At 68.6% G+C, this 16,674-nt stretch carries 21 protein-coding genes; 12 read left to right on the top strand and 9 right to left on the bottom strand.

Features of this window, described 5'->3' with window-relative positions; all coding sequences use genetic code 11:
- The first annotated feature begins 33 nt into the window (after nt 1–33).
- Nucleotides 34–762, top strand: a complete 729-nt coding sequence (locus FHR21_RS18060) for a Crp/Fnr family transcriptional regulator (protein ID WP_184100875.1) — start codon at nt 34–36, stop codon at nt 760–762.
- 3 nt (nt 763–765) lie between these two features.
- On the opposite strand, the gene FHR21_RS18055 is transcribed toward FHR21_RS18060, so the two are convergent.
- The 4 genes from FHR21_RS18055 to FHR21_RS18040 all read right to left on the bottom strand — a co-directional run bounded on the left by FHR21_RS18055 (nt 766) and on the right by FHR21_RS18040 (nt 3,337).
- Nucleotides 766–1,512, bottom strand: coding sequence for a hypothetical protein (locus FHR21_RS18055; RefSeq protein WP_184100873.1), 747 nt, complete (start codon nt 1,510–1,512; stop codon nt 766–768).
- 143 nt (nt 1,513–1,655) lie between these two features.
- Nucleotides 1,656–2,093: a DUF1330 domain-containing protein gene (locus FHR21_RS18050; protein ID WP_184100871.1), complete on the bottom strand. Its 438-nt coding sequence runs from the start codon at nt 2,091–2,093 to the stop codon at nt 1,656–1,658.
- Entirely contained in the window at nt 2,090–2,641 is a 552-nt protein-coding gene (locus tag FHR21_RS18045) for a GNAT family N-acetyltransferase (protein ID WP_184100869.1), read from the bottom strand. The genes FHR21_RS18050 and FHR21_RS18045 overlap by 4 nt, the downstream gene beginning before the upstream one ends.
- 291 nt (nt 2,642–2,932) lie before the next feature.
- Nucleotides 2,933–3,337, bottom strand: a complete 405-nt coding sequence (locus tag FHR21_RS18040; protein WP_184100867.1) for a glycine zipper 2TM domain-containing protein — start codon at nt 3,335–3,337, stop codon at nt 2,933–2,935.
- A 179-nt stretch (nt 3,338–3,516) separates the two neighbouring features.
- Here FHR21_RS18040 and FHR21_RS18035 point away from each other — a divergent pair, with 179 nt between their 5' ends.
- Both FHR21_RS18035 and rarD read left to right on the top strand, forming a co-directional pair.
- Entirely contained in the window at nt 3,517–3,738 is a 222-nt protein-coding gene (locus tag FHR21_RS18035) for a hypothetical protein (protein WP_184100865.1), read from the top strand.
- A 25-nt stretch (nt 3,739–3,763) separates the two neighbouring features.
- The gene (gene rarD / locus FHR21_RS18030) at nt 3,764–4,684 is read left to right on the top strand and encodes an EamA family transporter RarD (RefSeq protein WP_184100863.1); all 921 of its coding nucleotides are present in this window, start codon (nt 3,764–3,766) and stop codon (nt 4,682–4,684) included.
- Between the two features lie 140 nt (nt 4,685–4,824).
- Here the strand turns inward: rarD and pyrC are convergent, their stop codons facing one another.
- Nucleotides 4,825–5,847: a dihydroorotase gene (gene pyrC, locus FHR21_RS18025; protein ID WP_184100861.1), complete on the bottom strand. Its 1,023-nt coding sequence runs from the start codon at nt 5,845–5,847 to the stop codon at nt 4,825–4,827.
- Nucleotides 5,848–5,905: 58 nt separating this feature from the next.
- Between pyrC and ygfZ the strand changes: the two genes are divergently transcribed.
- From ygfZ to FHR21_RS18005, 4 genes are all read left to right on the top strand, one after another.
- Entirely contained in the window at nt 5,906–6,634 is a 729-nt protein-coding gene (ygfZ, locus tag FHR21_RS18020; RefSeq protein ID WP_184100859.1) for a CAF17-like 4Fe-4S cluster assembly/insertion protein YgfZ, read from the top strand.
- Nucleotides 6,631–7,278, top strand: a complete 648-nt coding sequence (locus tag FHR21_RS18015) for a hypothetical protein (RefSeq protein WP_184100858.1) — start codon at nt 6,631–6,633, stop codon at nt 7,276–7,278. The genes ygfZ and FHR21_RS18015 overlap by 4 nt, the downstream gene beginning before the upstream one ends.
- Nucleotides 7,279–7,313: 35 nt before the next feature.
- Nucleotides 7,314–7,871 carry a retropepsin-like aspartic protease family protein gene (locus tag FHR21_RS18010; protein WP_184100856.1) on the top strand — a complete coding sequence of 186 codons (558 nt, stop codon included), beginning with the start codon at nt 7,314–7,316 and terminating at the stop codon, nt 7,869–7,871.
- A gap of 284 nt (nt 7,872–8,155) precedes the next feature.
- Entirely contained in the window at nt 8,156–8,821 is a 666-nt protein-coding gene (locus FHR21_RS18005) for an MBL fold metallo-hydrolase (RefSeq protein WP_184100854.1), read from the top strand.
- Nucleotides 8,822–8,823: 2 nt separating this feature from the next.
- On the opposite strand, the gene FHR21_RS18000 is transcribed toward FHR21_RS18005, so the two are convergent.
- Nucleotides 8,824–9,264, bottom strand: a complete 441-nt coding sequence (locus tag FHR21_RS18000; protein WP_184100852.1) for an MAPEG family protein — start codon at nt 9,262–9,264, stop codon at nt 8,824–8,826.
- A 458-nt stretch (nt 9,265–9,722) separates the two neighbouring features.
- Between FHR21_RS18000 and rpmF the strand changes: the two genes are divergently transcribed.
- The 5 genes from rpmF (at nt 9,723) to FHR21_RS17975 (ending at nt 12,763) form a co-directional block, all read left to right on the top strand.
- Nucleotides 9,723–9,899, top strand: coding sequence for a 50S ribosomal protein L32 (rpmF, locus tag FHR21_RS17995; protein ID WP_184100850.1), 177 nt, complete (start codon nt 9,723–9,725; stop codon nt 9,897–9,899).
- Between the two features lie 22 nt (nt 9,900–9,921).
- Nucleotides 9,922–10,956 (top strand): phosphate acyltransferase PlsX, encoded by a 1,035-nt coding sequence (gene plsX / locus FHR21_RS17990; RefSeq protein ID WP_184100848.1) that lies wholly within the window; start codon nt 9,922–9,924, stop codon nt 10,954–10,956.
- The gene (locus tag FHR21_RS17985) at nt 10,953–11,918 is read left to right on the top strand and encodes a beta-ketoacyl-ACP synthase III (RefSeq protein ID WP_184100846.1); all 966 of its coding nucleotides are present in this window, start codon (nt 10,953–10,955) and stop codon (nt 11,916–11,918) included. The genes plsX and FHR21_RS17985 overlap by 4 nt, the downstream gene beginning before the upstream one ends.
- A gap of 159 nt (nt 11,919–12,077) precedes the next feature.
- A complete protein-coding gene (locus FHR21_RS17980; protein ID WP_184100844.1) occupies nt 12,078–12,371 on the top strand; it encodes an integration host factor subunit alpha in 294 nt (97 codons plus the stop codon).
- Between the two features lie 14 nt (nt 12,372–12,385).
- On the top strand, nt 12,386–12,763 hold the full coding sequence (locus FHR21_RS17975; RefSeq protein WP_246427319.1) for a MerR family transcriptional regulator: 378 nt from the start codon (nt 12,386–12,388) through the stop codon (nt 12,761–12,763).
- Nucleotides 12,764–12,867: 104 nt separating this feature from the next.
- Here the strand turns inward: FHR21_RS17975 and FHR21_RS17970 are convergent, their stop codons facing one another.
- The 3 genes from FHR21_RS17970 to FHR21_RS17960 form a co-directional block, all read right to left on the bottom strand.
- Entirely contained in the window at nt 12,868–13,425 is a 558-nt protein-coding gene (locus FHR21_RS17970) for a SixA phosphatase family protein (protein ID WP_184100842.1), read from the bottom strand.
- A 54-nt stretch (nt 13,426–13,479) separates the two neighbouring features.
- A complete protein-coding gene (locus FHR21_RS17965) occupies nt 13,480–16,203 on the bottom strand; it encodes an ATP-dependent DNA helicase (protein ID WP_184100840.1) in 2,724 nt (907 codons plus the stop codon).
- A gap of 81 nt (nt 16,204–16,284) precedes the next feature.
- The gene (locus FHR21_RS17960; protein ID WP_184100838.1) at nt 16,285–16,653 is read right to left on the bottom strand and encodes a PilZ domain-containing protein; all 369 of its coding nucleotides are present in this window, start codon (nt 16,651–16,653) and stop codon (nt 16,285–16,287) included.
- Nucleotides 16,654–16,674: the final 21 nt, after the last annotated feature.

Here is a 16,674-nt window from a genome sequence, read left to right as displayed (position 1 = left end):
CATAGAAGCCGGCAGGGAAGGGGGAGGAAAGCCATGTCGACGAGGCCGCGCGCGGACAACTCGCCCGGGCAGTGGGGGCCGGACGAGCGCCTGCACGCGCTGCGCCTCTGCCCGCTGTTTCGCGACTGGCCGGAGGCGCGGCTGGTCGAGGTCGCGGCCATCGCCCGCGCCCGATCCTACGCGCGCGGCACGGATGTTGCCGCGCACCGGCGCGACGTGATCGTCGTCGCCGCGGGCGGGCTCGAGATCAGCAGCGGCTCGGCGGCGGGCAAGCGATTCGTTCTTGGCGTCGCGGGCGCACATGAGGCGCTGGCGCTGGTGCTGCTGCTGTCGGAGGTGCGGCTGCCCTATGATCTTCGCGCCTATGCCGACAGCGTGCTGCTCCACCTGCCGTGCGACGCGCTGACCGCGATCCTCGATGCCGAGCCGATCCTGTGGCGCGACGTCGCGCTGCTTCTCTGCACGCGCCACGGCGACAGCCTGCGCCTTCTCCACGATCAGACGCTTGGTTCACTGGAGCAGCGCATGGCGACGACGCTCGCCCACCTCGCGCGGATTCACGGCATAGAGGTGGAGGGCGGCATCGAGGTCGGATTGCGCCTGCCGCAGGAGCAGCTTGGCGCGATGCTGGGGGTGACGCGGCAGAGCGTCAATCGCGTGCTGCGAGACATGGCACGCGCCGGGGTGATCGACATCGACTATAACCGCATCACGATCCGCGACGCGGTGGCGCTGGATGGGATCGCCGCGCGGCAGGTGTGACCTTTACCGTCCGCCCGAAGCCACCAGGTCGACGTCGGTCATGCCGCCGTCGCGGCGGGCGAAGATGACATAGGCGAAATCGCCGTTGGTGCCGCCCAGCATATGCTCGTTGCCGCGGACGCGATGGTCGCTGGTGTAGCCGGCGCGCAGCGCCAGCGTGTTGTAATAGTCGAGCACGCCCTGCAGCGAGGCCGCGGTCTGGAAGTTGACGACGCGGATGTTGCACTTGCCGCCCTTGACGCCCGCTGCCTCGCGCACCGTCGCGCGCGGATAGACGCGGAAGGCGGCGGGCAGGCGATTCGCCCAGTCGTTCGAGTAGGTCAGCTTGGCGTCGCAGCTTCCTTTCGACTGCTCCTCGGCGAGCGCGCCGATAGTGGCGGGGCGCTGCTGTGTAGCGCAATTGCCGTCGCAGGCGGCCTCTTCGAAGGGGAGCGCCTTGGGCGCCTTGACCAGCTTGCCGGCCTTCAGCGCGGCGGCGGCCTCGGCGGCGATCGCGGCGCGACCGGCGGGGATGGCGGGGACGCCGCCGTCGACCGGACGGTTGCCGGGACCGGCGGCGTTGCGGTTTGCCTGCCCTGCCAGTTTCGGGTCGACCATGATCTTGTCTTCGAGCGCGCCCTTGATCGCGGGGTCGGCGGCCAGCCCGTCGTCGAGCGCCAGCGCAGCCTTGTCCGGGTTGTCGCGGCAGCCCCCGAGCCCCGCTGTCGCCACCAGCAGGCCGGCAACCAGCCATTTTCCGCGCACGATCATCGCTAACACTCCCTTAATCCATCCCCCGGACTAGCCGAAGTCTGGTTAAGAAGATGTGAGAAAAGATCGTTAATCGGTAAGGCTTTGTTAGCCGAAACCTGTCCCGGTGCGAGACGCATTCCTTACTGGAAGGGTGTGAGTCCTCAGCCGAACCCCCCGGTTTCCGCCGATCCCGGCGCACAGCGGATCAGGCGCGAGGTCTCGACCGCGGCCTGCCGATGGACCACGGCCTCGCGATAGACGGGGTCGGTGACCATCGCCATGAAGGCGCCGCTGTTCGGATATTCGGCGACGAAGACAGCGTCCCACGTCTCGGCTTCGGGGCCGATGACCATCGCTTCCATCGTACCGCGCCAGACGATGCGGCCGCCCAGGCGCTGGAAGACCGGACCGCTGTCGCGGCCGTAATGGGCATAGGCCTCGGCGCCGCTCAGCCCTTGCCCTGCCAGCGGATGATCGGGGAGATAGGCCGCCTTGCCGCGAAAGCGGACGAGGTTGAGCATGTGGATCACCGTGTCGCGCGGCAACGCCTTGAAGGCGTCGAACTGCGCGCGCTCGGGGTCGATGTGATGGTCGGTCACAGGCGGAACTCCTTGCGTTTGGCGCGCCAATGATCGGCGCTCTGCGTCCAGGCGTCGACGGGCGCGTCCTGGAAAGGGGCGGGGAGGCGGGTCGGCCCGCTGTTGGTCGCGCCGAGCCGCCGCGCGAGCGCCTGCGAGCGGCTGTTCGCGGGGTCGATACTGTGCATCAGCTCGTTCCATTTCAGGAATTCGACCGCGAAGTCGCACGCGGCGATCGCGCCCTCGAACGCATAGCCGCGCCCGGCGAATTTCGCGCGCACGCCATAGGCGATCTCGGGTCCGGGCCAGCCGTCTGGCTGCCATGGGCCGAGGCGGCCGACCCATTCGCCGGTGTCGCGCTCGATCACCGAAAACATCGAAAAGCCGCGGATGTGCCACGCGCCCGCGATCGTGGACCAGTGCCGCCAGGCCTGCGCGCGCGGACAGGCGCCGCCGAGATAGGTCATCGTCTCGGGTTCGGCGCACATCTCTGCGAACGCGTCGAAATCCTCGGCCGCCGGCGGGCGCAGGATCAGCCGTTCGGTGACGAGGAGGGGGCCGTTGAGCATCGCACATCCTTTCCGGCACGGGGCAGGCGATGCTTGTGGGACAGGATGGACGCGGGGGCAAGGGCGGGAAGTCGCATATAGCCCTCTCCTTCAGGGGAGAGGGATGGGAGACGGGGCCGTAACGCGCCCGTCCTGCCCCTCTCCACTTCGGCTAGCGAGCGAACTCGCAAGCCTGCGTGTCTCTCGGCAGCAATAGATCGAGGGCGCCGATCTTTCGATCGACGCCCTCTCCATCACGAGCCGCGGGTGGAGGGGTCTCGGACCCGCAACCGCAACGGTAGGCTGTCCCGCTCAGCGGCAGCGGTACTTGTCTTTGTCGATCTCGCGGCCGAGCAGCGCACCGCCCGCGGCGCCGAGTACGGTGCCGAGCAGCTTGTCGCCGTCGCCGGCGATCTCGTGGCCGGCAAGGCCACCGACCGCGCCGCCGATCAGCAGACCGGTGGTGCCATTGTCCTTCTTGCAGCGATAACGGCCGTCGCTGCCGCGCCAGATGCGGGTGTTGGAACTGACACGCTGGTCGCGCGAATAATTCCGGTGATGGCGCTTCTTGCGATAGAAGCCGGCATCCTGGTCGGCCTTGAACAGGCCTGGAGCCTGCGCCGGTGCGGCGGTCGAAAGGCCGGCATAGGCGGGGGCGGTGGCAGCGACGCTGATCGCGGCGAACGCGCCCAACAGGCCCTTGGTAAGATGACGCATGAAAAATCCTTTCCTGGTTCTACGCCGCAATGCCGTGGCGGTATCCGGCGCTTCGGTGGGGGAACGAGCCAAGGATGATTCGCGTTGCATGAACCCAAGGCAACAAGACGGAGCGAGTGCTGACGGCGACGAACCGAAAGGCTCTTGCCGGGCCCCGGACGCCGTGCGACATTGGCGCCATGCTCAATATCGCTTCGATCCTGATCGGCATCATCGCCCTGATTCTGGCCATCCCGGCCTTCATTCCCTTCCTCGGCTGGGCGAACTGGCTGGTGATTCCGATCGCGGTCGTCGGGCTCGCGCTCGGTGCGATGTCCGACCGCAACGCCGGGCGGAACCTCAACATCGTCGTGATCGTCGTCGGCGTCCTACGGCTGATGCTGGGCGGCGGCATCATCTGACCGCGACGAACGGACAGTCCCTCCCGTGACCCGATCCTCGGCCCCTGCGGCTGGCGAGCCGCACGGCGGCCTGCCCTATGCGCTCGGCGCCTATGTGATCTGGGGTTTCGTCCCGCTCTTCTTCAAGCTGCTCGATAGTGTGCCGCCGGTCGAGGTGCTGGCGCAGCGCATCCTCTGGTCGCTGCCGCTCTGCTTCGTCATCATGGTCTTCCGCCGCCAGATCGGCGACTATCTGGTGGCTCTGCGCGACCCGCGAACGCTCCGCATCCTGTTCGCCAGCGCGCTGCTGATCGCGCTCAACTGGCTCGTCTATATCTATGCAATCGTGTCGAACCATGTGCTCGCCGCCAGCCTCGGCTATTATCTCAATCCGCTGATCAACGTGATGCTGGGGATGGTCTTCCTCGGCGAGCGATTGTCGCGGTTGCAGATGCTGGCCGTCGCCATCGCCGCGGTCGGCGTCGCGCTGCTGCTCGCCGGCGCGCTCGATACGCTGTGGATCAGCCTGGCGCTCGCGTTCAGCTTCGGCCTCTATGGTCTGCTTCGCAAGGTTGCGCCCGTCGGATCGCTACCGGGATTGGCGATCGAGACGACGTTGCTGTTCGTGCCCGGCCTCGGCATCGCCGTCTATTATGTCGTGGTGGGCGATGGGGTCGGTTTCGGCGCCGCGCCGGACATCACCTGGCTGCTCGTGTCGGCGGGCGCGGTCACGGCGGTGCCGCTACTGCTGTTCGCGACCGCGGCGCGACGGATGAGCTACGCCGCTCTCGGTTTCTGCCAATATCTGACGCCCAGCCTGGTCTTCCTCCTCGGCCTCTTCCTGTTCGACGAACCGCTGCGACCGGCGCAACTCTTCTGCTTCCTGCTGATCTGGACCAGCATCGCGGTGTTCAGCTTCGATATGTGGGCCAAGGCGCGCGGCGCCCGCGTGCCGCCCGCCCCCTAGGACGGATCGATATTTAGTTCTGGCGGCCTGCAAATGGCGACTTTCCGCACTTCCGGTGCTCACGTGCCATCAGCACGCTGCGCTCCGGTTCGCGAAAAACCACCATTTTCGGCTCGCCATCTTCTAAATGTCGATCCGTCCTAAACGATTCGCCAGCCGAGCGTTTCGCCCGCATGGAAGGGCACGACCTCGCCGATCCGTTCGGGAACGCGCGTTTCCCCGCGCTCGAAGGTGACCGTGCCGTCGTTCAGCGGCAGGCCGTAGAAGCGCGGCCCGTGCTCGCTCGCAAAGCCCTCGAACCGGTCGAGAGCGCCATCTTCGTCGAAGGCGGCGAGATAGGATTCGAGCGCGAAGGGCGCGTTGAAGATTCCCGCGCAGCCGCAGGCATTTTCCTTCGTATCGACCGCATGCGGCGCGCTGTCGGTGCCGAGGAAAAATTTGGGCGAGCCCGAGGTGGCGGCGGCGCGCACCGCGAGCCGGTGCCGCTCGCGCTTGGCGACCGGCAGGCAATAGGCGTGCGGGCGGATGCCGCCGACCAGCATCGCATTGCGATTGATGTGCAGATGCTGCGGTGTGATCGTCGCGGCGACGGTCGCCGGCGCGTCGGCGACGAAGGCCGCCGCCTCGGCGGTGGTGATATGTTCGAGGACGATCTTCAGCGCCGGGAAATCGCGCACCAGCGGCGCGAGCGTGCGCTCGATGAACACCGCCTCGCGGTCGAAGATGTCGACGTCGGCATCGGTGACCTCGCCGTGGATCAGCAGCGGCATGCCGATCGCCTGCATCCGTTCGAGCACGGGCCGGATCGCCGCGATATCGGTGACACCGTGCGCGCTGCCGGTGGTGGCATGAGCGGGATAGAGCTTCGCCGCGGTGAACACGCCCTCGGCATGGCCGCGCGCCAACTCCTCGGGGTCGGTCCGGTCGGTCAGATAGGCGACGATCAGCGGCGTGAACTCCATCTCGGAGGGAATCGCGGCCGCGATACGCTCGCGATAGGCGCGACCCTCGGCTACCGTCGTCACCGGCGGTGACAGATTGGGCATGACGATCGCGCGCGCGAACTGCCGCGCGCTATAGGGCGCGACATGCGCCAGCATCGCCCCGTCGCGCAGATGGACGTGCCAGTCGTCGGGGCGGCGGATGGTCAGGCGGTCGGTCATGGCGGCTTTCGGACAGATCGTGGCTTGGCTTTGGCTGGGGCGTCCCTAGATTATCACCATGGCCAATACCACCCTCAACGATCGTGCCCTTGTCCGCCTGTCGGGCGAGGATGTCCCCGGATTCCTGCAGGGACTCGTCACCAACGACGTGACGGGCAACCTGCCGGTGTGGGCGGCGCTGCTGACGCCGCAGGGGAAGGTGCTGTTCGATTTCCTGATCTGGGGCGACGAGGACGACCTGCTGATCGATTGCGAGCGGGAGGCCGCCGACGATCTCACCAAGCGCTTGACCCTCTATCGCCTGCGCCGCGCGATCAGCATCGCGCGCGAAGACGGGCTTGCGGTGCATTGGGCGCCCTTCGGCGACCTCGGCGAACCCGATCCGCGACTCGCCGACCTCGGCCAGCGCTGGCTCGGCCCGGCCGATGAAGGGGAGGGCGCCGATGCCGACTGGCGCGCGCACCGGCTGCCGCTCGGCGTCACCGAGGGACGCGGGGAACTCGGCAACGGGACGACGCTGTGGCTCGAATGCAATGCGGCGGAACTGAACGGCGTCAGCTTCTCCAAGGGCTGTTATGTCGGACAGGAGAATACCGCGCGGATGAACTGGCGGCAGAAGGTCAACCGGCGACTCGTCGTGGTGCCGATCGCGGCGGCGGAACCGGCGCGGCAGGTCATCGCCTATCCCGAGCTCGGCTGGTCGGTCGAGCATCGCCGGGTCGAGGCGATCGACGCCGGACAAGCGCCCGGTTGGCTGCGCGAGGGGCTGGCCGCATCCGGTTCATGACCGATGCAGGCGGGCATGATAGGCTGACCGCCATGCGCATCCTTGCGACTCTGGCCTTCGCGGTTGCCGCGGCGTGTGCCGTTCCGGCGCAGGCGGCCTGCGACGCACCCGTGCCAGCCGTCGAACCTGCGAACAGCCAGCCGATCGTACCCGGCAGCGAAGCCGAGCCGCTGGCGCCGACCCCGCTCGCCGAGCTGGCGGCCGATTCGCCGTGGCGCGTGGGGTTCGAGGCGGCGGCCGATACGCTGTTTCCGGCGCTGCAATCGCGCGATCCGGCGCGCTGGCAGCCGCTGCTCGGCGGCCGGTGGCTTGGCGCGGGCGAGCGCGGGGCGGTTGCGGCGCTGCTCGCCGACCGTTGCGGCGTCTTCGCACCGCTTGCCGCCGCCGACGGCCCGGTCGCGCGGCGGATCATGGGCTGGCAGGTACCCGCGACCTATTCGCCCGCCGAGCGCGCCGGCATCGCGGCGCGGCCCGAGGCGGAGGCGCTCGTCTGCTGGTCGGCCGCGACCGCGCCCCGCTGGCCGCGCATCGCCGTCGAGGCCGACAATGCGCCGCGCCGCCCCTATGCCTGCGCGCGCATCGTCTATTCGGTGCGCGAGGGGACGCCGCGCTGGCGCGCCTTCGTCGAGACCCCCCGGCCCTAATCATTCCTCAACCAGAGTCTGCGATATCGAACGTCATGTTGGGGCGCATCCTGGGCATGGCCGCGGTGATCGCGGTCGCATCGATCGGCATGGCGAGCATCGCCAGCCGCACCAGGGATGCGCGCGAGACCGAAGTCGTTGCCGCCGCCGCCGATGCGAACAGCAACTGGACCACTCGGCCGCGGCAGAAGGGCGGCTGGTCGTCGGCGCCGTCCGCCACCGGCGCATCGGGCGATGTGCGCCTCGACCGCGCCGGGGATTCGCATTTCTATGCCGAGGCAGAGATCAACGGCCAGCCGATGCGGATGCTGGTCGACAGCGGCGCGTCGATCATCGCATTGACGCGGCGCGATGCCGAGGCGGCGGGGATCGACGTCGACGCGTTGCCGGTCGCGGGAAGCGCGGCGACCGCGGGCGGTGTGGTGCCGGTGCGCCCGGTGATGCTCGACAGCGTCGACGTCGGCGGCATCGCGGTGCGCGGCGTCGCGGCGGCGGTGCTCGACGCCGACATGGGCGTCTCGCTGCTCGGTCAGAGCTATCTCGCGCGGCTCGACACGGTGAATGTCGAAGGCGACACGATGACGCTGCGGTGAAAGGCGGCCTTGGGGTGGAGTCCGCATACGCACGCTCTGGATTCCCGCTTTCGCGGGAATGACGAAGGTATCAAATGCCGATCGTCGCCTTCCGATGGAAGAGAGGGCGCACGTCGTGGATGACGGTCGCTTGGCGATCCCCGGCTTTCGTCGGGGGTCCCGTCGGCTATGGCTGCAATCGGCCGCCTTCGGCCGTTCCCACCCTTCGGTCCGATCTGGCGACCGGGGCAGGCGATGACGTCCCGCCCTTGCCATCCCCGCCACTTTTCCCCACATCACCGGCCATGAACGCTCCCAATCCGCCGCTTCGCGCCGCCGTCGTGCCCGTCACCGCATTCCAGCAGAATTGCACCCTGCTCTGGTGCACCGAGACCAACAAGGCGGCCTTCGTCGATCCCGGCGGCGACCTCGACAAGCTCAAGGATGCGGTGAAGCAGACGGGAGTGGCGGTCGAGAAGATCCTCGTCACCCACGGCCATATGGACCATTGCGGGCAGGCGGGCGTGCTCGCGAAGGAGCTTGGCGTGCCGATCGAGGGGCCGCACGAGGACGACCGTTTCTGGATCGAGCGGCTGGGCGAGGACGGTGCCCGCTTCGGGATGAGCGGCGAGCCTTTCGAGCCCGACCGCTGGCTGAACGACGGCGATACGGTGACGGTCGGCCACCTGACCCTCGATGTCATCCATTGTCCGGGGCACACGCCGGGCCATGTCGTCTTCCACCACCCGCCGTCGAAGCTGGCGATCGTCGGCGACGTGCTGTTCCAGGGTTCGATCGGCCGCACGGACTTTCCGCGCGGCGACCACCGGCAGTTGCTCGATTCGATCACGCGGAAGCTGTGGCCGCTCGGCGGCGACACCGTCTTCCTGCCCGGCCACGGCCCGCACAGCAATTTCGCGCACGAACGGCGGACGAATCCCTTCGTCGGCGACGCGGCGCTCGCCGACTGAACTCAGTTCGGCGCGACGACCTCGGTTTCCTGCACTTCGGTCGCGACGATCCCCGTCGGGGTCGTATAGACCGCGGTGAGGGCCGTGATCGCCAGGCCGAGCTGGGTCAGCATGGTGATGATCGCGCCGGCCATCCGGCCCCACATCATCCCGTCCATGCCGATCGCGTGGAGGATGCGGCCGACCAGATAGAACGCGCCCGCGCTCCACAGCCAGATCGACGACCCCAGACCCAGCTCGACGAGAACGAGCAGGATCAGCACCAGCGCCGTATTCTCGATGAAATTGCTGTGCGCGCGCATCCGGCGGATCACCCGTTCGTTGCCGCCGTCGCCGACCCAGACCTCTTCCTGCCGGCGCGCGCGCGAGACCCGCATCGCAAGCCAGATGTTGAGCAGCGCCGCCCCCGCGGCGATCGTCAGGCTGATCGGCAACATCATCATCGTCTTTCCCCTGCTTCGCCCTGCGGCTGTTCCGTCGATGTGGCATTGTCGGGCGTGGCGGGCAAGCATTGCGGCGGCGAGATTGGAAACGGCGCCTGAATCGGTCTGCATTGTCACTTCGGACTCGTTCGGGGGCTCCGCTCGGCAACGTCGAAAAGCGGGGCCCCGGATCGAGTCCGGGTTGAAGAGGAGGGTGGCGCGATTTCCAAGGCCAAACCGCGTCGCCCCTCGCATCGCTCGGGGGCTTGCCTTTGCGGGCAAAAACGCTATAGCCGCGCCCGATCCGGCACCCGACACCATCAGGCGTTGAGGCACCTTCCGGCGGAAGATTTTCCCGCATATCCCAAGCGGGGCAGCCTTCGGCGCGGCGGGCGGGCCAGTCGTTTTCCGACACAGGGGAAGGCGACAAATCCGGGTTCGCCGATTCGATTGAACTTTTTGAGAATGCAGGAAATATCATGGCCGTCCCCAAGCGAAAAACCTCGCCCTCGAAGCGCGGCATGCGTCGCAGCCACGACAGCCTGAAGGTCGAAGCCTATCAGGAATGCCCGAACTGCGGTGAGCTCAAGCGCCCGCACAACCTCTGCAACGCCTGTGGCCACTACAATGGCCGCGAAGTGGTGTCGGTCGCCTGATATTTAGCCGGAGGGCGTCCAGATGAGCCTGACACCGCGAATCGCAATCGATGCGATGGGCGGTGACGTCGGCGTGCGCGTGATGTGCGCGGGCGCCGCGATGGCGCGTCATCAGCACGACGGCCTCCGCTTTCTGCTCGTCGGCGACGAGACGCGGATCAAGACCGCGCTCGACAACCATCCGAACCTGCGCGCGGCGTCGGAAATCGTCCACACCGACAAGGTCGTGTCGGGCGAGGACAAGCCCAGCCAGGCGCTCCGCAACGGGCGCGGCAGCTCGATGGGGCTCGCGATCGACGCGGTGAAGCGCGGCGACGCCGGCGGCGCCGTCTCGGCAGGCAACACCGGCGCGCTGATGGCGATGGCGAAGCTGGCACTGCGCACGATGCCGGGGATCGACCGGCCGGCGCTCGCGGCGCTGCTTCCGTCGCTCGGCGACAATGATGTCGTGATGCTCGATCTGGGCGCCAACACCGATTGCGATGCGACCAACCTCGTCCAGTTCGCGGTCATGGGCGCCGCCTATGCGCGCACCGCCATGGGGCTGGAGCGGCCGCGCGTCGCGCTGCTCAATATCGGCACCGAGGAATTGAAGGGCACCGACGAGATTCGTGACGCCGCGGCGATGCTGCGCGGCGCCGGACATCTGCCGATGGAATTCACCGGCTTCGTCGAGGGCGACAAGCTGTCGCGCGGTCACGTCGACGTCATCGTCCACGATGGCTTTTCGGGCAATATCGCGCTCAAGACCATGGAGGGGACGGCGCGCTTCGTCACCGACCTGTTGCGCCGCGCCTTCACCTCGTCGACGCGCTCGAAGATCGGTTTCCTGATCTCGCGCCCGGCGACCGAATTGCTGCGCCACCATCTCGATCCGAACAATCATAACGGCGCGGTGTTCCTCGGCCTCAACGGCGTCGTGCTCAAGAGCCACGGCAGCGCCGACGCGAAGGGCGTCGCCAATGCCGTCCATCTGTGTGCCGAACTGATCGAAAAGGATATCACGCGTCAGGTGACTGAGGATCTTGCCAATTTTCGCCGGGACAGCGCGGCATGACGCGTCGCGCGATCCTGAAGGGCACCGGCTCGGCGCTGCCGCGCACGCGCGTGTCGAACGACGAACTCGCGAAGCGCGTCGACACCAGCGACGAATGGATCGTCGAGCGCACCGGCATCCGTTTTCGCCACATCGCAGAGCCCGACGAGACGACCGGCACGCTCGGTGCCGACGCGGCGCGCGAAGCGCTGAAGGCCGCGGGGCTCGATGCCGCCGACATCGGCCTCATCATCGTCGCGACCGCGACCCCCGACAACACCTTCCCCGCGACCGCGACCAAGATCCAGGCGATGCTCGGGGCACCCGACTGTATCGCCTTCGACGTCGCCGCGGTGTGTTCGGGCTTCCTCTATGCCCTTTCGGTTGCCGATTCGATGCTGCGCACCGGCGCGGCGAACCACGCGCTGGTGATCGGCAGCGAGACCTTCAGTCGTATCCTCGACTGGGAAGACCGCGCGACCTGTGTGCTGTTCGGCGACGGCGCCGGCGCCGTGGTGCTGTCGGCTGAGGAGGTTGGGGACGACCGCGGCATCCTTGCGACCCGGCTCCACGCCGAGGGGCAATATTGCGACATGCTCTATGTGGACGGCGGTCCGTCGACGACCGGAACCGTCGGTCATGTCCGGATGCAGGGACGCGAAGTGTTTCGCCACGCGGTGACCAATCTCGCCTCGGTGCTCGGTGAGGTGATGGCCGACGTCGGGCTGCCGGCCGACGCGATCGACTGGATCGTCCCGCACCAGGCGAACAAGCGCATCATCGACGCGACCGCGAAGAAGCTGGGCCTGCCCGCCGAACGCGTGGTGCTGACCGTTGATCAGCACGCCAATACCTCAGCAGCGTCGGTCCCGCTGGCCCTCGACCTCGCGGTGCGCGACGGGCGTATCAAGCGGGGTGACCTCGTCGTGCTCGAAGCGATGGGCGGCGGTTTCACCTGGGGCGCGGCGGTGCTGCGGGTCTGATCTGGCCGCCGGGCTGCACTCGTCGCGTCAACTTCTCCATCCATCCGTTTCAGTTTGGCGGATTTCTTCGCTTTTGTTACAAAAAGGTTCGGGACTCGTGACGGTGGGGGCCTTCCGGGAACCGGCTTCGGCTGTCGCTTCAGGAGGGGAAGGAAAACAATGACTGCAGGAACGCTTACCAGGGCCGATATCGCGGCGCGGATCAACCAGCAGATCGGGCTGTCGCGCAACGAATCGGCGACGATCGTCGAATCGATCCTCTCGCACATGTCGGACGCGCTCGCGGGCGGGCAGAATGTGAAGATTTCGGGCTTCGGCACCTTCGTGCTGCGCGACAAGGCGCAGCGCATCGGCCGCAATCCCAAGACGGGCGTCGAGGTGCCCATCCTGCCGCGTCGCGTGATGACCTTTCGTGCCAGCCAGACGATGCGTAGCCGCGTCGCGGGCGGCTGATCCGGGACCGGGGCATGTCCGATCATAGCGAGGCGGAAGGCAAGATGGCGGGCGCGATGCTCGCCATCGGCGAGCTTGCCGAGCGCATCGGGGTGCCGACCCATGTGCTGCGCTATTGGGAAACGCGCTTTCCGCAGCTCAAGCCGCTGCAGCGCTCGGGCCGCCGCCGCTATTACCGGCCCGAGGACGTCGCGCTCGCGACCCGCATCCACCATCTGCTGCACGTCGAGGGCTTCACCGTCGAGGGCGCGCGCAAGGCGCTGGCGGGGCAGGGCGAGCGCGCCCCGCTCGACACCGCGTCGCCGCCGGTTCCGGCGTCCTCTAATGGTGTTCCGCTGCAGGCGCTCGTCGCATTGCGCCAGCGCCTCGCGACTGCGCTCGACCGGGCCTGACTATCTGTCATCTCCGTAGTCCTGAGCCTGTCGAAGGGCGCTTCTCGTCGATAGACGCCCTTCGACAGGCTCAGGGCTACGGTTCAGTCTGAACGGGACAGCCTCTAATCCGTCCCCGGCGACAGCGCGGGATCGAGGTCGCGCGGGCGGATGAAGGCGGCGAGGCGGGCGTGGCCCGCGTCCACCGCGCGCCAGTCGTCGATATCGAGGTCGAGCCGCGCCAGCGCCGCGGTCGGCAGCTTTTCCTCGACATCGGCGCGCAGGCGATCGCCAAGGTCTTCGGGGGCGCCCTCGGGGACGAGCATCAGCACCAGATCCTCCAGCCCCGGATTATGCCCCGCGATCAGCAGGTGCTCCGCGTCGCGCCCCGCATCGCGGATCACGTCGAGCAGCGTCGCCGCCGAGGCGAGGTAGATGCGCCGGTCCCAATGCGGTTCGAGGTCGTCGAGCCCCGCCGCGGGCCGGAAGATGTCGAGCGTTTCGACGACGCGCACCGCGGGCGAGGCGACGATGCGGTCGACCGCCAGCCCCTGGCGCTTCAGATACTGGCCGATCAGTTCGGCGCCGCGCCGCCCCCGCGCATTGATCGGACGGTCGAAGTCGCGCTCGACGGGCGCGTCCCAGCCCGATTTCGCGTGGCGCAGGATCGTCAGCGTCTTCAAAATCTCTCCCCACCGCGTCGGTGTCCCTGAATCACCTTGCCTTGTGCCGGAAACTCATGACGGTGGGAAGGCGGCATATGCCCGCTTGCGCCGTTCGGCGTTGGCGGCGGCGACATGGTTCACCGCCTCGTCGAGCGGCAGGCGGCGGATCGGCGTGCCGGCGGGAAAGGCGGAGAGCAGCCGCGAGGGAAAGCTGGGCGATAGCATCACGAACTGGCCGAAATCGTCGGCGCGTCGGATCAGCCGGCCGAAGGCCTGACCGATGCGGCCGCGGATGACCATGTCGTCGTAACGCGACCCGCCCTGCGCGGCGCGGCGCGCGGCGTGGAGAATTGTCGGGCGCGGCCACGGCACCCCCTCCATGACCACGAGCCGCAGCGATTCGCCGGGCACGTCGACTCCGTCGCGCAGCGCATCGGTGCCGAGCAGCGACGCATGCGGGTCGGCGCGAAAGATATCGACGAGCGTGCCGGTGTCGAGCGGGTCGACATGCTGCGCATAGAGCGGCAGCCCGGCCCGCGCGAGCCGGTCGGCGATCCGCGCGTGGACGATGCGCAGCCGCCGGATCGCGCTGAACAGCCCCAGCGCGCCGCCGCCCGACGCTTCGATCAGTCGGCTGTAGGCGCCGGCGAGCGCGGACAGGTCGCCGCGCGCGATGTCGGTGACGATCAGCACCTCCGACTGGCGCGCATAGTCGAACGGGCTGGGGACGGCGAAATGCCGGACGCCGCCCTCAATATGGCGCGCGCCGGTGCGGATGTCGGCGTCGTGCCAGTCGCTGCTGCTGCGCAGCGTGGCCGAGGTGACGAGCACCCCCTGCGCCGGCCGATAGACCGTCTCGGCGACCGGGCGCGCGGGGTCGAGCCAGTGGCGGTGCAGCCCGGCATCATATTCTCGCCCGTCGAAGCGGTCGACCGCGAGCCAGTCGACGAAATCGGGATCGGCCGGCCCGCCGATGCGGCCGAGCAGCGACAGCCAACCGCCGAGCGTGTCGACGCGGGTGCCCAGGCTGTGCCGCGCCCCGTCGACGCGTGCCCGCGCCTGGCCGTCAAGCCAGTCGGGCGGGGCCTCGACCAGCGCGTCGAGCCGCTTGCCGAGCGCCATCAGCGGACGCAGCAGCGCCTCGATCGCGTCGCTCGCCGCCGCCGCTGCGGCGACAAGCTCGGGGTCGGGATCGGCGAGCTCGGTTTCGAGGCCATAGCCGCTGTCGGCGTTCTTCGGGTCGGCGCTGCGCGCGTAGACCATGGCGCGCGCGGCAGCGAGAAGCTGCTCGACCGCGCCCCACGGCTGATTCTCGGCAAGTCGGGCGAGCCAGCCGTCGCCGGGAAGCTCGCCCGCGGCGCGGACCGCGGCGTCGATTGCTTGCGCCCCCGCCTCGTCATAGCTCGCGACGTCGGCGAGGCGCGCGGATAGCCCGCGGCGGCGACCGCGCGACTTGCCCTCCGGCCCCAGCACCCAGCGGCGGATCTCGATCGCCTCCTGCCCGGTCAGCGCGGCGGCGAACATGCTGTCGGCGGCGTCCCACAGATGATGCCCCTCGTCGAAGATCAGCCGCGTCGCAGGTGCGCCGCTGTCGCGCGGCCGCGCCGCCTGCACCATGGTCAGCGCGTGATTGGCGATGACGATATCGGCCTGCGCCGCCGCGCGCGCCGACCGCTCGATGAAGCATTTGCGGAAATGCGGACAGCCGGCATAGATGCACTCGCCGCGCCGGTCGGTCAGCGCGGTGGTGCCGTTGCGGCGAAAGAGGGCGGGGAGCCAGCCGGGCAGGTCGCCGCCGATCATGTCGCCGTCGCGCGTATAGGCGGCCCAGCGCGCCACGAGCTGCGCGAGCACCGCGGCTCGTCCCGAAAAGCCGCCCTGAAGCGCATCCTCCAGATTGAGCAGGCAGAGGTAATTCTCGCGCCCCTTGCGAACGACCACCTTCTCGCGATGCTCGGCGGGGTCGGGGTAGAGCCGGGCGGTCTCGCGCGCGAGCTGGCGTTGCAGCGCCTTGGTATAGGTCGAAATGCAAATGCTGCCCGCCGCCGCGTCGATCCACTGCTTGGCGGGGGCCAGATAGCCGAGCGTCTTGCCGATCCCGGTGCCCGCCTCGGCGACCAGCAGGTGCGGCGCGTCCCTGCGCTCGCGCGGCGCGAAGATCGCCGCGGCGCTGCGCGCATAGTCGCGCTGGCCGGGACGGCGCTCGGCCCCGTCGCCGGTCAGCCGGTCGAGCCGCGCCGTCACCGCTTCCTCGTCGAGTATCACCTGCCGCGGCTGCGGACGCGGCGGCTGTTCCTCCCATTCGGGCAGGCGCGCGAACAGCCAGCGGTCGGATCGGTCGGGGACATCGAGGCGCGGCTGGACCAGCGGCGCCCACGGCCAGCGTTGGCGTGCGAGCGCCTGCAGGCTGTGCCACGCGCCCTCGCGCTCGGGCCACGCCGGATCGTCGAGGCTTGCCAGCATCGCCGCGGCGGCGCGCGGCAGAAAGGCGGCGATGGCGTCCTCGTCCGTCGGCGGCGGCAGGCCCAGCACCGCGGCGAGTCCGGCCGGCGTCGGCACCGCGAAGCGCGCGGGGAAAAGGAAAGCGAAGAGTTCGAGCAGGTCGAGCCCCGACAACTCGGGATAGCCGAGCCGGTCGCCGGTCAGCGGCGCGCCGAGCAGCAGGTGCGGCGTGCCCGCCACCGCCGCGATCGCCTCGCCGCGCCCGACGCGCTGCACCCGCCCGCTCGCATCGGCCAGCCAGATGCCGACATGGCTCGCATGGATCGCGGGCAGGGAAAGCGGATCGGGCGTCATGGCCCGACGCTAGGGACAAAGGAGGAACGCGGCAAGATGAAGCAAGCACCCCTCCTCTTCAGAGGAGGGGCTTCAAAAGCCTCAGCTCAACCCCCGCCGTCCGAACCCCACGGGCCGCATCGCGCGGAAGATCTGCGCCGGGGCGGTCGGCACCGCGCCGCGCGCGTATTCGAGGGCGGCGTGGAGCGGCCCGTGGCTCAACTCGTAGGGAAAGCGCACCCCCATGCGGTCGAACTCGGACCACATGACCACCGCATAGATGGTCTGCCCGCCATAATGAATCTCGCAGCGCGACCGCGCGGGCAGGCTCGCTCCGTCGATCCGCGCGCCGCCTTCCGACAGGTCGGTGATCCGGCCATCGACATGATTGAGGACGCCGTTGACGATTACGTCGAGATCGACGGCGATACGCTTGTGGTCGCGCGCGACGCGAGGCGATGAGCTGGTCATACGGCGACATTAGCCGATCAT

It is taken from the genome of Sphingopyxis panaciterrulae (assembly GCF_014199295.1).
In the GTDB taxonomy this organism is placed as follows: Bacteria; Pseudomonadota; Alphaproteobacteria; order Sphingomonadales; family Sphingomonadaceae; genus Sphingopyxis; species Sphingopyxis panaciterrulae.
The sequence above is the reverse complement of the archived record's forward strand: the minus strand, read 5'-3'. Positions and strand labels throughout refer to the sequence as shown.